We start from the raw sequence: 16,222 nt of genomic DNA on the forward strand, positions 1-16,222 counted from the left end.
TATCGGCTTCGGCGATACAACCACCAGAGGCCAAGGCACAGTGTACTTTGAGGATATTCAGATTTATGCTACCAGATGCGCCCTTGTGGAGCGCGATGCCGACTTTGTTCCCTTTGACTACGCTCCATCTGGCGTCCCTGCCGGTGACTGCGTGATAGACTATCTCGAGATTGAGGCAATGGCAGACGCCTGGCTTAACAGGGATGCGCTTATTAAGACGCGCAACCCGAGCCTTAACGGCGGTCCTGTTGTGTACTACCCGCTGAACGAGGGAGACGGCAACAGGGTATATACTGATCCCTGCGATTCTCGATGGAAAGGAACCTTCTGGAACAGTGCTACTACCCCGCCAAGTGATTTCGGCACCACATGGGCGACACCCGGCTACGATGGCAATGCGCTTAACCCCTGCATCTACGTGGCCGGCCTACAGGGTTCCAGGGTTCAGTGCGGCACAACCTATCGTGAGTTAAATCTTGGACCTGGTAACCTCGGAATTGGCGTCCAACGTCCAACAGATGTTAACGCGATAACCGTTTCTGTGTGGGCTAGGTGGTTAGGACCCCGCCTATGGGACGATTATCTGCGCAGCAAGGGTCAGGGCCTACTGGGTAAAAGAGGCGGTTATGGTGAAAACGCCATGATATGGACGTTCTGGATTAGTCAGGACCCTGGTGTTGAAGGTGCATTAGGTCTTGGGCATTATGCATCTGGTGACACTGCCACACCCGATTTGGTTACTAATGGTGGTTTACTGAATTCGTTTATTGGTCAGTGGGTACACTTAGCTGCTTCGTTCCCACATCCTCCAACGGCGACAGACGCAAACAGCCAAGCCAAACTTTATCTCAATGGCGGCCAAGTAGATTCCGGTCCGTGGAGGTTTAGTCACGGGTATGATCCCAATATATTCTTGACAATAGGCCAAACCAGTGATCAAAATGGCTGGTCGAACAGCCCTGCATCATTTTATGGCTACATCGACGAAGTCCGCATCTACAATCGCTGTCTGGAGCCCAATGAGGTAGCATATCTGGCTGACCTGACTCCTGAAGACGGCTCGCTGTGGGTTCCGATACCATCACTTGCTGAGATATATGATGCTAATGAAACACCTCCGTACATTGGTGAGCAAGCGAAAGGCCAACGAAGGATTAACTTCAAAGACTTTGCCCTTCTGGTTGATAAATGGCTTACCGAGCAGATGTATCCTCGCTAATCAATGCGAGATGACATAGACTTTGCACCAATCTGGGGCCTATGCTGAGCTAATCGGCATAGGCCCCGGTTGTTTTTGTATAGTGGGTAAAAGATGACGAAACGAAACAATATAACCTCTTAATTCGGTTTTTGCAGAGGTTGTTATGGGTATTGTTGCTGCGGGCTATCTTGTATCGGCTGGTTTGCCGGGTTGTCTGGTTCTGCGGTTTGCTGAGGCGGTGGTGGTGGTGTGCCGCCGAGGGCAACGGCCAAGTCGCGGACAGATTTGCTTGAATCGTATTTGGCGGCCCAATCAAGAACCTTAGTGAAACTGCTATCCTGGTTCTTGGCCAGCAGATAAAGTGCTATTAAACGAACCGGCCATCGCGTATCATTCAGATTTTTAGACAGCACGTTTAGAAGACCGTAATCCAGCGGTAAAGAAGTCATATCGGTCATAATATGCACCTTAACGACCCAATCATCCGAGGCGAGACCATTTAACAATGCGGAACTCAGTAAAGGCGGCATCGAATCGGAGTACGTAAACTTATAGGGAGGCTTAATGCCAGCCATTGCGTGCTGCTCCATCAGAAGGCCGATGAAAAGCCGAGCGGTTTTAATTTTTTGACCTTGTTGCCCTCTTGTGAGTGAACCGATCCGGTTTTTCAAGAAACTATCGATGATTTCGATTTTATGCCGCCTTATGGTGACAGTGGCTGGCTTCAGGTCAGGTATACGGCTGATTATACGGCCCTGGTCAGTTGTTACGGGGTCGAGATAAATGGTAAATTCGATATCAACAGATGCCTGCGGATGTGTAACCAGTAAATCCCTAAGTTCGCCGGTGGGCAGACTCAGAGGAACAAAGAAACTTGCACCAGGCCTGATAGGTGAAGCTGGCCTGATTTTGATAGACGCGAGGTTGGAGATGTTCTTGTTCAGATCGCCTGTGAGATTGGCGTCAACTCTGATATAGCCGGTGAACAATCCATCATCAGAGATCACAAGCGGCTCGGAAGAGATATTTGTTATTGCGATAATACCATCGAGGTCACCGCTATAAGAGAAGTCGTTGCCTCGGAAGTTTAACTGTGCTGAAATAATATTTTCCGGTTTAGCGAATTGAGGGACAAGCGCTTGTCCGAAACTGTTTCTTAGCGCCATCAAGGTCATATCCGGGTCGATGGGCGGGACATATTCCCCGCCGTTACGGCCCAGGATTTCCTTGGCGAGCTCAGCCTCCAGCGAGCCTGGGTCCTTGGTTATAGCAGACTTTAAGGTTTCAATAGCTGCATCTCTTTGTTGCTGCATCAGTTGAATCTGAGCCAGTGTTAAGTCGGAGATTTGGTTATGTTCATACTTATCGATAAGTGACACAGCCCAATCTGCTTGTCCATTCATTACAAGCGAATAAGCCAGGATGGCGGCTGCCGCAGCTGAATTTGGTTCAGCTGAGTAAGCCTTGTTAGCCCAGTGGAGCGCTTTGTTCGCGTCCGGTGAGGCAAAACAATAAAACCATGCGATATTCTGATTGTTGATTGTAGATGACTGCGTATTGATTTTTTCTTCGATGGCGCTGAATATCTGACTTGCCTGTTCTGCATCGCCGATTTTCAGTGATGCTTTGCCGGCAATAGCTTCAGCAAACAGGTCAAATCGTCCGCTCTGACGGAGCTGGGAAGCAATTTGCAGACAGTTATGCTGGTTTCGCTGTGTGTTGTAACTGTTAAGTGTCCATGGAAGATAGATATGAGACGGCAGCTCCTGCGAAGGATAAAGATAATTGAATAACTTGGCGCAGTATTCGTAGGACTCGGCAGCGGTTTGGTAAAGCTGCAGGCGTTCGGCGTATTGCGCGAAGGCCAAGGCGGCTTCCATGTCGAATAGATTTTCGCCTAACATTAATCTCAGGTGTTCAAGATATATCGGCGGCGCTATCTGTTCAGGTGCGAGCTCGGCCAGCTTTGCAAAGGCAAGCCTGTTGTATTTATTGTTGTTGTAGGCCTGCAGAAAGTAAACTTGAGCGGCTTTGGTATCGGCTTTTTCGGCGACCAACAACCCAAGCAAAGTGGCTAACTCGGAATCGAAACAGGCGTTTTTACCGCCTAAACTCCCTAATAAATTTACAAGAAGCTGCTCTCGCTGTTCACGAGAGTCCAACCGTTCGAGCAGATACTGCACTGCTTGTCGGGCTGGCTCAAAGTCGGCAGATTTATCTAAGTATCTCACGAGCGATATATACACCATCTCGGAGTAATCCTGCCCTGGATATTGAGTGGCAAGCTTAATCAGTAGAGGGTAAACCTGGTTGGCACGGTTATCCAAACCAAGTGCGGCAGTTAAGAAAACAATAGCCTGTTCGGTTTTAGGTCCGTTAATATCTTCAGAGCCCTCGACTGCGGTCGGGACTGGGTTAGCCAGTTCGTAAGCTATTTCATAGAATTTTTGGCCAACAGAGGGAGAAAAAAGCTGTTCTGAATCTGTGGGGCCTTGAGGCAGGGCCAGCGAGGAACAGAAGGGAACTATTAAAAAAACCCAAAAAGGCCACTTTTTAAGCATTTATAGTCTCCGATAAGGCGGGCAACCATTTTGCGAATTTCTGCAAACACAGCAAAAACCGCTTGGAAACCCACAAAAATGGGGTTCCGCCTGAGAAAACGTTTATTTAACAGATATTTCGGGCAATTGTTCTGTGTGCTTTAGGTATTATATGTGGTTGGATCATTGATTTTTTACGTCCTTTAGTTCCTGAATTTTGCCTGGGACAAGCTTTTTGGACTTGTTTTTCAGCTATACGGACGATTTTTTAAGCGGTGCGAGTTTATTGAGTCCCGAATAGGTTTTTTGATAATTTAATCTTTCTTTGTATCATAAGCCGAATAGTCAGTTTAATGATGCCGAGGAAATTTTGTTTATTATGAACACAAAACTCCATGATGAACATACAGAACGGGAACACTTCTTCAGTTCCGCCAAAACAATTGCGGTCATAACGCTGATTTCACGGATATTCGGTATGCTTCGTGATATGGCGATTACGTCACTTGGCGCTAACCGGCTCACCGATGCGTACGGTCTGGCTTTCCAGATTCCGAATTTATTTCGACGATTGTTCGGCGAAGGCGCTTTGACTTCGGCGTTTGTGCCGGTGTTTACGGAGACAACCGAGAATAGCGGATTTGAAAAGGCGTGCAAACTTCTTTCAAACGCATTTGCGCTTTTGGCGGTAGTACTGACGGCGATTATGCTGGTGGTTGAAATCGTTTTTCTGATTACGGCATTTTTGCCGGGACCGGAAGACCGGAAACTTCTGATGGTGCTGGCGTCAATCATGTTTCCGTATATGGTTACCGTATGCCTGCTGGCGATGGGTTCAGCGGCGCTTAACTGCAGGGGACACTTCGCATATCCGGCAGCGGCACCGATTATACTCAACATCTTCGGAATTGTTGCCGCCTGGTGGGTAGCACCGACTTTAAGGGAGGAGTTATCTGACAGATTAATAATTGTCGCCATCAGTGTGACATCTGCGGGAGTCGTCCAGCTTGCGGCGGTTTTATGGCTCCTCGGCAAAAGCGGTTTTTCGCTGAAGCTGCGATTAAAGCCCGTGGAAGAGGGCATAAGGCCTATGGTGAAATTGCTGGCGCCTGTGTTGCTTGGGCTGGGGTTTTTACAGATTTCGGAATTATTAGCTACGATAATCTCATGGAATTTAACCGCGGTTTCTGCGAATCCGACAATTAACATATTCGGCTGGGTATTACAACGTCCGTTGGCTCCCGGAGTTATTGTGCGGGTCAACGCTGCGAGGGCGCTGTATCAGTTTCCTATGGGGGTTCTGGCAATCCCGGTGGGCGTAGCGGTCTTTCCGCTGCTGACGCGTTATGCGGCTAGAGGGGACATTAGTAATCTGCGTGAAAGCATCAACCGCGCTTTGCGGCTGGCATTGATGGAGGGAATAGCAACCGGCGTGGGACTATTTATTCTGGCGGAACCGATTATAAAACTTATTTATACCCGAAGGAATTTTACGGCAGCGGATGCTGAACAATCGGCTTTTATTCTTAAAATGTATGCGGTCGGTATGGCGGCTTACTGCAGCTATCAGATATTGACGCGGGCATTTTATTCATTCAAAGATACGATTACGCCGCTGAAGATTTCCTCCTGGCTTGTGTTTTTGAATTTAGGGATGCTGGTACCTATGCTGTGGATACCATCATTGGGCGCCGGCGCCTTTGGGCTTTCAACAACAATTACTTTTACCCTTAATGTGATTGTTTTAGCGTATCTGCTGCGGAAACGGCTGGGGCTTTTCGGAGGCCGAAAAATACTGATAAGTGTTATCCGCACGGTTATCGGTTGTGCGGTTATGGCAGCGGTGGTGTATCTATTGCGATATAAGCTTGGGGATGTGCGGAACTGGATTGTGGTTGCGGTCTGCGTACCAGCCGGCGCGATTACCTTCTTTGCGATGGTTTGGCTTCTTGGGGCGCCGGAACTGGGAGAGCTAATGGGCGGCATAAAAGCAGCAAAAGAGCAGGAAACAGGCATTTCACAATAAGGCAACTGATTAGGTGGCGGACTGGTTGCTAAGGGGTAGTAAAAGGCCGGCATCTTCCGATGTTATTTAATAAACCTACAGAAGCCAAACTGACCAGCAGGCTCGAACCGCCATAACTTACCAGCGGCAAAGTCAAGCCAGTGATAGGCATCAGCCCCACAGTCATACCTATGTTGACGATGACCTCGACAGCAAACATCGCCACAATTCCGACAGCAAGCAATCTGCCGAACGGGTCGGTATTGTGCTCTGCGATTTCCAGACCGCAGCTGATGATAATCACATAAAGCCCCAGCAGACCCAGGCAGCCGAGAAATCCCCACTGGTGGGCGATTACAGAGAATATAAAATCGTTGTGTCTATGGACGAGAAAATCATACTTGATAAAGGGGCCTTGCCGGAAGCCGTATCCTGTCAATCCGCCGGAGGCGACCGCGAATTTCGAGCGTGTCAAATGATAACCCCACTCATTCTCCATCTGCGATGCGCTGAATTTTTTGCCGACGAGGAATTTGCCCAGAAGGGGATATTGTTCGGCTTTTTGCTGGAGCCATTTGCTTTGCAGCAGGACGCTGCTCACTCTGAGTCGCTGGTAAGGTCTCATTTCCCGCCACAGCAGGGGACTAAACAGTAAGGCCAGCAGGACTATAATCAACAGGTGTTTGGCTTTCGCCCCAGCTACGAAGAGCATTGTGAACAAAATCGGCATCATCAGAAGCACCGTTCCCAAATCCGGTTCGAGCAAAATCAAAACCATCGGCAGCAGAGTCAAAACAAAAGGGCCGATTAGGGCGCTGAAATTACGATAGTTGCTGCGGTATCTGAGATACCAGGCAAGAGCGAGTATGTAAGTGAGCTTGCAAAATTCTGATGGCTGGATCTGTAGAAAAGCGGAGGATGCTCCGATTTTTATCCATCTGCGAGAGGAGTTAATAACTGGAACGAAGGGGAGGTCTATAACTGTATCGAGCAGTAACACAGCTAAGAGTATCAGCGTGAAGATATATATCCCGCCGCTTATTGCCCCCAGTCGGCGGTAATTTATGAGGTTGGCCGCGATGAAGCCAACCATACCTATCCCGGCGAATACGACCTGCTTTTTCCAGAGTCCGCCCTCGCTTGTGCTGCGGCGGATAGAATCACCCACATCGCCGGTTTGGCCGGCGACGGCGGATAAGACGGGATTTCCGATGGAATAAATGGTGGCTATTCCTATCACGACCAGCGTTAAAGTGGCCGCCAGCAGCGTTAGTCTCACGGCCATAAGCCGGCCTTTTAGAAAGTTATCCATAAAGTGGCAAAATAACAAAAAAAGGCCAAAATTGCAAAAAGAGACCCAAAATAGAAAAAATTTATTTTTTAGTGAAAAAGGGCCTTTTAAGCTTTCTATGCCAGCCTAAACAGACATCTCTGAACCTTGGTAACGCCGTAAGCTGTATAAGCAAGGTTTTCGCGGTACGGATTGCCTAAATTGACATCCAAAGGCGTATTTTTATTGGGTTCCCATAAAAAACAGGAAAATGCCGATATTTTTAATTTTTTTGGTTTTTTTACATTTTTTTCTTGATTTATTAGGGGGGTTATGATATTTTACATTCAACCTTCACATATAAAGAACACTGTGCGGATAAGCTAAATAGGAGGTTTCTGGCACGAATTTTCGCCAAATGGCGGGAAAGGAGGAGACGGAAGAGCATGTAAGTATGCCTTTTCTGTCTATGCTGTTCTTGTCAGTCAGGGCATTATGCTCATTTAAAGCATGTTTTACAGGTATATTGAATTGCAAATTTCAAGACGGGAAGAAACCAAAGAAATAAACCAAGATTATGCAGAGTGTGTAGCTCTGAGATAAGAAGAAAAGAAAGGAAAGGTGTATTATGAGGAAATTTGTATTATTATTTTTTGTTGCGCTGTTTATGACTGTACCGGCAATGGCAGCGTCAACAGTTGACATCACCTGTACTGAGGCAGTTATAGGCGATGTAAACTGGGTTACTGTGTCGTATACCAGCGACATAAACCGGATTCGGGCGTTCGGCCTGGATATCAATGTCCCAGGGGGTAGTATCATAGATGTGTGTGATATAAATCCGAATTACAGGATTTACCCCGGTCAGATTAGTATCGTTGACGGTGACGTTAACGACTACTACACGCCTTATGACGCCTGCGACCTCGCGGACCATAATAATGTTATCACCCTTGAAATGGGTTCGCTTTACACAACTGACTCGAATTACGAATTAACCCCGAATGCAGGCTACAATATGATACCGGGGTTGAGCGGGACACTTCTGAAGTTCGCCTATCAAGATGCTAACTGTTACATTATTGACGTAAACGCACTTCGCGGCGGCATTGTTATGGAAGACCCAAATGAAGCGCCGAGCCTGGATAGCCCCCTTTACGCCACCGATTGTGGAGGGCTGTGCACTATGCCTAACCTAATAGGTGAAGATAAAGACGATGTGGACGCTATCCTTGCGGCGGCTGGTTTCCCAGCAGGTAATGGAACGGGCGTGAATAGCTGCGAGACTTTAGATGAGGTTCTCTCTCAGGACCAAACCGCTGGCACGGAGATTGACTGTGCTACGGTGGTTAATTATACGTATTCGCTGTATCAGACGGTTGTGCCGGACGTTATTGGTATGACACAGGCTGCTGCAGAAGCAGCTATTACTGCTGCCGGTCTCACTGTTGGCACTATAACTGAGGGAGACGGCGGCGCCACAACGATAGGCAATGTGTATGCCCAGAGCCCGACTGATGGCGGAACAGTTGTTGCTTGCGGTACGACAGTGGATATCAGCGTGGCTGCTTACTGCATGAAGTCAACGCATCCTGACTATGCCAAGTGGGTAGCGCAGGGCAGGCCGAAGTGCTGGTGCTATTCCAAGCAGTGCCGTGGCGACATGAGCGGTGCGAAAGAGGGAGTATTCTGGGTTAGTAATACAGATAAGGATATAATGGTGTTGTATTTGAACAAGTACCCGAACGCACCGGCACCATTCGCTGGCGCATGCGCGGACCTGAATCACACGAAAACCGGGTTATTCTGGGTTGAGAATACGGACAAGGCTCTCATGCTACCGTATTTTAACAAACCTGCAATACCTCCGGATTGTGATGCTACGTACATTAACTTCTGGTGTACTCCTGGCTCGACTGGTTTAGGATGTCCGTAACGTTTAAGTTGTTTTAGCAGTAAATGTAAATCTGCCTGCGGCGGATTGATAAATCCGCCGCAGGCGGATGAAGACGTAGGTTATAACAAATTTGGCTACCTTGAGATGCCTGTGTGTGGAGGGTGTTTGGAGGTAGTGATACATGAAAGGAGAAGATGATGAAGAAGTTGTTAGTTTTGATGTTGGTTCTTGGGCTGGCGTCGTTTGCCAGCGCGGCCTTGCAGCTTTCGGTTCACACCAATCCTCCGGGTGGAGAGACGTGGGACCCGATGAATCCGGAGGATTCAGAGATTACTATATCACCGAGCCAGACACTACTCATTGATATCTGGACAGATAGTCCGATATATTCAGGAGTTGGCGAAGGTTACTTCCTTTTAGGGGTTTCCGTCACCAAAGGTGTCCTGTCCGGCGGCGAGAGTCTCTATCCTGATGATGTTCAGTATTATTCTGGTCTGGGCACCGATTATCTTCCGGCGGGTGAGGCCGGCGATTTGGTTGCTATTGGTACTTTCCGGACTTCGGCATCTCCGATAACAGGGACGATCGTTAACACGATTTTATTCCATTGTGAATCAGAATTTGATGGGGTAATCAATCTGTACGAGACTGATTGGGTAACGCCTACACTGATAGATTCAGTGGTCATCCATCAGATTCCAGAGCCGGCAACAATTGCATTGCTCGGCCTTGGCGGACTGCTTCTGAGACGTCGTAAATAAGCAACCAGGAACCTAATATTAGTCGTGAAAAGAGGCAAGCTTTCGAGCTTGCCTCTTTTTTTAATTGGTCTCGTTGCGGGAAAAGGGCCTTTTGGGGCCGTAAAAAGGCGTTATAAAGGTTTGAAAATTTTTTGAAAAAAAGTGAATTTTTTTCTTGCATTTAGTGGAACTGTTCTGATATACTGATGTCTAATCTTTAGGGGGAAAGAAAACTCATATGCTCGGGGGCTGAGAAAACTCACCGGTTAAAATGGTATTTGGTATTTTATTGTAATTAAGCTGCCGCGTTTTGTTCCTAAGGAACTACGCAGAGGTTAGAGCAAATATCGGGGCTGGGAAAACTCATCGAAGGAAGCAAATTGACAGTTATTGGTTCTTTTTTGGATGAATATTGGTCTAAAGAAATAGCAGAAAGTAACTATGGACTATAAGCAGCAGACTGATTTGAAAGGAGGTATGTCAAATTAATTAAGTTAAAAGTATTGTTTTCGGCATCCCGCCCTGGGCGGGTAAAAACGTTATTTTGAAGTCAACAATTTTATTAAGGAGAAATATGATGAAGAAGTTATGTGTTTTAATGTTGGTTCTTGGATTGGCCTCGTTGGCCAATGCACAACTGCAGATTTCGGTCCACAACAATCCTGCAGGCGGCGAGAATTGGGACCCGATGAATCCTGAGGCTTCGCAGATTACTCTGTTGCCGGGCCAAACGCTCCTTCTGGATATCTGGACAACTACTGATATATATTCAGGTGTTGGTGAAGGCTACTTTGTTTTAGGAGTTTTGCCCAGCAGTGGAACATTAGCCGGCGGCAACAGTCTCTATCCGGATGATGCGCAGTATTATTCTGGTCTTGGCAACGATTATCTTCCAAATGGCGAGCAGGGTGATTTGTTAGCTATTGGTACTTTCCGGACTGAGACATCTCCGATAACAGGGACGCTCGTTAACCAGATTTTATTCACATGTGCAGGTGTTGGGGATGCGGTGATAAATCTGTATGAGACTGATTGGACAACGCCTACACTGTTAGACTCAGTGACCATCCATCAGATTCCAGAGCCGATGACGATTACTTTACTTGGCTTGGGCGGACTTTTGCTGCGTCGTCGCATGAAAAAGACAGCGTAAAATGTTTTTTAAGCATGAAGCGTATAGCAAAGAGGCGTTCTTAATGAACGCCTCTTTTTTTATTGTAAAATCGCTGCTGCACTTCTATAATAACCTGAGAGATTGAATGGTTATTTTAGAGGATAGAAGAATGAATAAGATATCGGCTGTGTTCGGAAGTCTTGTTTTCATATTGGTATTTGGGGGTTGTGGGCAGCAGGGCGGGAAGGTATCGAGCCAGCCTCAGTTGAAAAGCGAAACCAGTAAGAACAAGCTCCCGTCGTTTTTAGCCGGGGTGTGGGAAGTAAAGATGGGTAAATACAAAGGTAAAGTGGGCATTAAGATTGAGCCTGATGGCTCGGTTTCGAGGGCTCTTTACACGGAGGCAGGGCCGGTGTATCTCGCAGAAGGAGAGTCTTATGGGGAGGCAAAGGATAAAGATGAAAATGGTTACTATTTGTTTACTACAGCCCTGTGTGAGGCAAAGTATGTGCCAGAAACACGTGTGCTTAGTATGAAGATTGTAACGGATTCTATCTTACAGTTATCTATTGCGGAAATGAAAGGCGGAATGAATGAATACTTCGAGGGACCTGTCTCAGAGGACGGCAGGACTTGGGAGGCGGAGTGGTCTTATTATAGCTGGCTTGATGAGCAAGGTCCGCCTGATCCTAATACAATGAAGGCCAATCCTGTTCTGCTGATATTTACTAAAGCCGATACAAAATAGTTTTAACAGCTTAAATTAGTAATCATAGTAGCTGATGTCGTCGCTATCTGTCCCTATCCAATCGAGCTTTATTGTCTTTGTCTGGGGCTTATAGGCCTATCCTGTGCTATCCGCTGGTCCCATGGGGATTTTCCGGTTATTGGCTCGGTTAAGTTCTTACAAAGTCGCAACCGTAAGGGAACGGGCAAAGTCTATTCGGCTAAAACCCCACCCTACTTTTTGAGCTAAAAACCGCGATTTTTGGCTTGCACCGCATACCTCACAAAAGACAATCGCTATGAACAGAAAATAATGAAAAAAACAAAAAAATAACCAGAAAAGTCTTGACAATCAGCAACGGTTGGGGGTATTATGAGTATCAATAAAATAGTACGCCATAACATCGCGTATGTTATTACGTCAAAGAGAAGTTTTTGACCATTTTGAGAGTAGGAGGAGTTATGAAGAAGGTATTAATCATATCTTTAGTTCTTGTCATCACTTCCATAGCCAACGCCGTAACGTGGACAATCACAGACGAGATGATTAGCCCAACATACGAAATCACTGCTTCTGTAATTGACGCCCTACCAGATTATCAGTATGGCGTTGTTCTTGCTCTGGCGGTTGACAGCGGCGGTATCTTAAGCAATTTTGCCGCCGGGCCTGATGCCCCGCCCGATTCGTCCTTCTATTTTACGCTGAATGACTACGGCATAGGTTACCTCGGTCAGGGCGAGGTTTGGGGAATGGAAGATTGGGACTGGCCGGGTGAATTCAACGATGGTGACTGGCTGACCGCTGATTTTGAATTTGCATCCGGAGAAACCTCGGCGACTATTTCTCTATATTGGATAACGGATTCACCAATCCTTTTGACTTCACATACTGTGGTTCCGGAGCCGATTACATTGTCTTTGTTGGCTCTCGGCGGCCTGTTTCTTCGTCGCCGCAGATAGGAAAAAAGATTTGATGACGGCATAAAAACCCCGGCCAAGACCGGGGTTTTTTTAATAATCGTAATGTTTAACACCTTTTGAGTCAGTGCCTTTATCATCAACCTTGATGGCCTTTATAGAGGGTTTATATATCCAGCCGAAAGCACCCGTCGGCGGGTCGGGAAATAAAGTAGCGGGACCTAATACCTGCATAGTATTTTTATCATTAAATGGATTTTTGGGTATTGTCGGTAAATATGGTCCTAATGGATAGCCGGCGGTTCCTCTTGGTGCGGATACCCCGTCCGGAGTTGTTGCCCAGCATAGTTGTCTCGTAACAGTCGTTGGTACAGGGTTGAGTGTTCCATTTATATAGCCGGGTGGGAAGCCATTGTGCTGGGCGGCGTAGAGTTCGATTGCATTTCGCAGTGTGCGCAGATTGTCTTTTGCGGCGGATTCCTTGGCTTTCTCTATGTGGTTTTGAAAAATAGGCACGGTCATAGCTGCGAGGATGCCAAGAATAGCCACCACTATCAGTAATTCCACGAGTGTGAAGGCTTTTTTCATTTTTTGCCCCAGTCTACACTTTGCTTTTTCGCTCTCGCTTATTTTATATCGTCCACGAGGGAAGTGTACTTTGGGGAAAAAGCTTTATGGGACTTTACTTGCGATGAAAAATTGTCAAGTGAAGGCCGTTATTGGTGCCACGCGGCTGTCCAGAGCCATTGCTCGGCGAATACAGCATAGTCAGCGAAATCTACGAAATCATCATCATATAAATCACTCTGAAGATCACTGCCGTTATTGAGCCACTCGCTGGCCATTATATCAAGGTCAATATAATCAACAATGCCATCGCTATTGAAATCAGCGAGGTTAGTTGTTGTTACTACCTCATCGGCTCCCATATCGACTATATTGTTGAATATTCGCTGTTCGCCGTCTATGTCGGTGGTAGATTCAAGCGGGACAGATGAGTTATCTCCGGCATTTATACAGCCGGATATTGGCAGGAGGTGATAGTTACCTGTGATGAAGAAATCGTCATTAGGGTCGTCAGGTGTGTTGGCATCATTCCAACTGCCTGGGTCCATGAAATTAGGGTCGATGTCGATGTTGCCGTCGCCCCAGTTGAGTGTGCAGCCGGTGTCTATACAGGCTTGCCCGAAACCGCCCTCGATATCGCTGAATGCGACTGTCATCTCGGTGCCGATGGCGGTAGGCCATACGCGGCGTGTGTTTATAAGAGCAAGCTGATTGCCGTCCGGTGCAATGTTGTCGCGGACGATGCAATTTATAACCTGCGGATCGCTTTGTCTGAATGAGCCGACACCGCCGCCTTCCAGAGCTTTGTTGCCAATGACGGTGCAGTTGACGAAGGTTGGGTTTGACCAGTAAGCGTAGAGTCCGCCGCCTCGGTGTCCTGCTGAGTTGCCGCTTATGATACAGTTTGCAACTAAGGCATCACCACCTACATCCTGGTCTCCCCAGCAGCAGATTCCTCCGCCGTGACGGCCGGAGCCTACGGCTGAATTGTTGGTGATAATGCAATTCGTGATTATTGGGCTGCTTTTATAGCAGTATATTCCTCCGCCGTAACCGACGACGGTGAACGTGTTGAAGCTGATAATGCAATTTGTGATTATTGCGTTGCTGCCGTAACCGCAGTAGATTCCGCCGCCGTGGTCGTGCATAGAGTTATTTGTAATGATACAGTTTTTTATAGCTGGGCCGCTCCCGTAGCAGTAAATTGCACCCCATAGAGTGCCGCCGCCGTTAGTGATGGTAAGGCCGTTCAAGATTGAATTTGCATCTTCACCGTGGTGGAAGGAAAACCCCCGATGAGCTTCCAGTTGGCTGCCCTGGCAGTTGATTATAGTTGAGGCGACGATGTCTGGGTCGTTCGGGTCGATGCTCTGGACAGTTACAGCCTTGCCGCCGAAATCTATGTCTCTGTTGCCCGCACCAGTGTAGGTGCCGACAGTAACAACAATAGTATCATAATCATTCGCATCGTTTATAGCCTGCTGAATAGTTTCATATTGCTTATTGCTGGTGATGTTCCATACGGACCAGACCTCGTCAGCTCCCATATCAACATATTGATCCAAGATTCGCGGGTCGCCTTCATAGTCGGTTTCGTCCGCGACAGGGACAAAATTGGGGTCGCCTGTATTTATGCAATTGCTGTTGTAGTTGAGGGCAAAATTATTGCTGTCCGGGGCAATGAAGTTGGGAATGATGGAAATGTTTCCGTTGATTCCGGTCTGGTCGCCGATGACAGAGTTGTAATTGCCAGCCCCATTTCCCCATACGTTGTTGTATCCTATTACAGGTGGAGTGGACAGGGCGTATATGCCGTAAGAGTCACCGTTCGAGGCGATTATATTGTTCTTAATAATTGGAGCGGAATCACTTAGGCAGTCCACGCCGCCGCCATAGCTCGGTGATGCCGTATTTCCGACTATAGTGTTGTTGGTGATAATTGGTGTTGAGCCGCCTTTTACCCTTATGCCTGCGCCTTTTACGTTATTGATGATCATATTATTGCGTATGGTTGGGTTGCTGGTCCAAAATACCCCGATGCCGGCCCCGTTGGTGGATTCATTTTGTGTAATGATATTTCGCTCGATCAGCGGATTGGAGTAATAGTAGACGTAAATACCACCGCCGCCCAAATCATACAGGGGGCCTGCAATATTGGCTTGAATCAGGTTGTCCACGATGTTTGGCGCTGAGGTATAAGTAACGTGAATGCCTGCTCCGAGTTTAGAATCGTTGCCGATTATGTCATTGTCCTCTATCAGGCTATTGGCCCACTGTCGAAAGTGTAATCCTCCGCCATAGTTGTCAGCGTGGTTGTTCTCAATAAGATTTCTCTTGATAATCGCATCGACGCCTTGGAAGCCGACGATAGCGCCGCCGTCACCATGGTTGTTTACAGGGTAATCATTGTTGGGCGGGTTGAAGCCGTGTGCGACGACGGCAGAGTTATTGGTGAAGGTGTTATCGGTGATGACCGGGCTGATATGCACCGGCGGGTCGGTTGGATTATTAGGATTGACGGGGTCACCGTAAATATAAATCCCGCCGCCTTCGCCCGCTGTGTTATTCGAGAAAACGTTCTTGATTATAGTCGGCCCTGACATATTATAGCAGACTACTCCGCCGCCGCAGCGGTTCCAGCAGACTTGGCTCAACTGCCAGGCGATTGGCAGCCAGGAACCGGTGCCGCTGGTAATGGTAAAGCCGCTCAGCACCGAATTGGCGTCTTCGCCGTTATTGAAAGTTACTACGCTGCCAATGTTCATGTCTACAGGATTTGAACCATCAATTGTCGTTGCTGCCACTACATTCGGGTCGTTCGGGTCAGCAGACCGCACCGTAATAGCTTTTCCAAGAAAGTTGATATTCTCCTGATATGTGCCGTCTGAAACTACGATGGTGTCACCATGATCGGCGTCGTTAATTGCTGACTGGATGCTGCTGTATTCTCCGGGGGAAACATATAGTGTTTCTGCCGAAACTTGTGTCCAGCACAAGGTAAATGCGACAATTATTAATAAAATCCTCTTCATCTTCGGTCCCGCCTCGGGAAATTCAGCCCCAGCCCTTTATAACCCCTTATTATAGCAAAAAAGGGAAGAGAAATCCAGTAAAGGTGCTGGTTTTTGCCTCATAAGAATTGTATTATCGGTAATCTATGGAAGAAACTGCAATTTTTTGCTATAAACTGGTATTAGCGCAAATAGACGGGTGATTTACAAAAGCAGCGTTTTTGGAGAGAATT

Annotated in this window: 11 protein-coding genes; 7 read left to right on the plus strand and 4 right to left on the minus strand. The window is 47.4% G+C overall.

Features of this window, described 5'->3' with window-relative positions; all coding sequences use genetic code 11:
* The coding region (locus PHG53_08260; protein ID MDD5381610.1) for a LamG domain-containing protein at nucleotides 1-1,219 on the plus strand (1,219 nt) is incomplete at its 5' end.
* 143 nt (nucleotides 1,220-1,362) lie between these two features.
* Here the strand turns inward: PHG53_08260 and PHG53_08265 are convergent.
* The gene (locus tag PHG53_08265) at nucleotides 1,363-3,762 is read right to left on the minus strand and encodes a hypothetical protein (GenBank protein ID MDD5381611.1); all 2,400 of its coding nucleotides are present in this window, start codon (nucleotides 3,760-3,762) and stop codon (nucleotides 1,363-1,365) included.
* A 358-nt stretch (nucleotides 3,763-4,120) separates the two neighbouring features.
* Between PHG53_08265 and murJ the strand changes: the two genes are divergently transcribed.
* Nucleotides 4,121-5,767, plus strand: a complete 1,647-nt coding sequence (gene murJ / locus PHG53_08270) for a murein biosynthesis integral membrane protein MurJ (GenBank protein ID MDD5381612.1) — start codon at nucleotides 4,121-4,123, stop codon at nucleotides 5,765-5,767.
* A gap of 28 nt (nucleotides 5,768-5,795) precedes the next feature.
* Here the strand turns inward: murJ and PHG53_08275 are convergent, their stop codons facing one another.
* The gene (locus PHG53_08275; GenBank protein MDD5381613.1) at nucleotides 5,796-7,031 is read right to left on the minus strand and encodes an FtsW/RodA/SpoVE family cell cycle protein; all 1,236 of its coding nucleotides are present in this window, start codon (nucleotides 7,029-7,031) and stop codon (nucleotides 5,796-5,798) included.
* A gap of 613 nt (nucleotides 7,032-7,644) precedes the next feature.
* On the opposite strand from PHG53_08275, the gene PHG53_08280 reads away from it, so the two are divergent.
* The 5 genes from PHG53_08280 to PHG53_08300 all read left to right on the plus strand — a co-directional run bounded on the left by PHG53_08280 (nucleotide 7,645) and on the right by PHG53_08300 (nucleotide 12,453).
* A complete protein-coding gene (locus PHG53_08280; GenBank protein MDD5381614.1) occupies nucleotides 7,645-8,952 on the plus strand; it encodes a PASTA domain-containing protein in 1,308 nt (435 codons plus the stop codon).
* Nucleotides 8,953-9,107: 155 nt separating this feature from the next.
* Nucleotides 9,108-9,674 carry a PEP-CTERM sorting domain-containing protein gene (locus PHG53_08285; GenBank protein MDD5381615.1) on the plus strand — a complete coding sequence of 189 codons (567 nt, stop codon included), beginning with the start codon at nucleotides 9,108-9,110 and terminating at the stop codon, nucleotides 9,672-9,674.
* Nucleotides 9,675-10,227: 553 nt separating this feature from the next.
* Nucleotides 10,228-10,806, plus strand: a complete 579-nt coding sequence (locus tag PHG53_08290; protein MDD5381616.1) for a hypothetical protein — start codon at nucleotides 10,228-10,230, stop codon at nucleotides 10,804-10,806.
* A 130-nt stretch (nucleotides 10,807-10,936) separates the two neighbouring features.
* Entirely contained in the window at nucleotides 10,937-11,515 is a 579-nt protein-coding gene (locus tag PHG53_08295; GenBank protein MDD5381617.1) for a hypothetical protein, read from the plus strand.
* A 440-nt stretch (nucleotides 11,516-11,955) separates the two neighbouring features.
* On the plus strand, nucleotides 11,956-12,453 hold the full coding sequence (locus PHG53_08300; GenBank protein ID MDD5381618.1) for a PEP-CTERM sorting domain-containing protein: 498 nt from the start codon (nucleotides 11,956-11,958) through the stop codon (nucleotides 12,451-12,453).
* A 51-nt stretch (nucleotides 12,454-12,504) separates the two neighbouring features.
* On the opposite strand, the gene PHG53_08305 is transcribed toward PHG53_08300, so the two are convergent.
* Nucleotides 12,505-12,999: a type II secretion system protein gene (locus PHG53_08305; GenBank protein ID MDD5381619.1), complete on the minus strand. Its 495-nt coding sequence runs from the start codon at nucleotides 12,997-12,999 to the stop codon at nucleotides 12,505-12,507.
* Between the two features lie 128 nt (nucleotides 13,000-13,127).
* A complete protein-coding gene (locus tag PHG53_08310; GenBank protein ID MDD5381620.1) occupies nucleotides 13,128-16,010 on the minus strand; it encodes a right-handed parallel beta-helix repeat-containing protein in 2,883 nt (960 codons plus the stop codon).
* Nucleotides 16,011-16,222: the final 212 nt, after the last annotated feature.

The organism is Phycisphaerae bacterium (genome assembly GCA_028714855.1).
In the GTDB taxonomy this organism is placed as follows: domain Bacteria; phylum Planctomycetota; class Phycisphaerae; order Sedimentisphaerales; family Anaerobacaceae; genus CAIYOL01.

Excerpts from the sequence above, each read along its gene's own strand:
- PHG53_08265 (MDD5381611.1), bottom strand. The coding sequence starts at position 3,762 with ATGCTTAAAAAGTGGCCTTTTTGGGTTTTTTTAATAGTTCCCTTCTGT.
- murJ (MDD5381612.1), top strand. The coding sequence starts at position 4,121 with ATGAACACAAAACTCCATGATGAACATACAGAACGGGAACACTTCTTC.
- PHG53_08275 (MDD5381613.1), bottom strand. The coding sequence starts at position 7,031 with ATGGCCGTGAGACTAACGCTGCTGGCGGCCACTTTAACGCTGGTCGTG.
- PHG53_08280 (MDD5381614.1), top strand. The coding sequence starts at position 7,645 with ATGAGGAAATTTGTATTATTATTTTTTGTTGCGCTGTTTATGACTGTA.
- PHG53_08285 (MDD5381615.1), top strand. The coding sequence starts at position 9,108 with ATGATGAAGAAGTTGTTAGTTTTGATGTTGGTTCTTGGGCTGGCGTCG.
- PHG53_08290 (MDD5381616.1), top strand. The coding sequence starts at position 10,228 with ATGATGAAGAAGTTATGTGTTTTAATGTTGGTTCTTGGATTGGCCTCG.
- PHG53_08295 (MDD5381617.1), top strand. The coding sequence starts at position 10,937 with ATGAATAAGATATCGGCTGTGTTCGGAAGTCTTGTTTTCATATTGGTA.
- PHG53_08300 (MDD5381618.1), top strand. The coding sequence starts at position 11,956 with ATGAAGAAGGTATTAATCATATCTTTAGTTCTTGTCATCACTTCCATA.
- PHG53_08305 (MDD5381619.1), bottom strand. The coding sequence starts at position 12,999 with ATGAAAAAAGCCTTCACACTCGTGGAATTACTGATAGTGGTGGCTATT.
- PHG53_08310 (MDD5381620.1), bottom strand. The coding sequence starts at position 16,010 with ATGAAGAGGATTTTATTAATAATTGTCGCATTTACCTTGTGCTGGACA.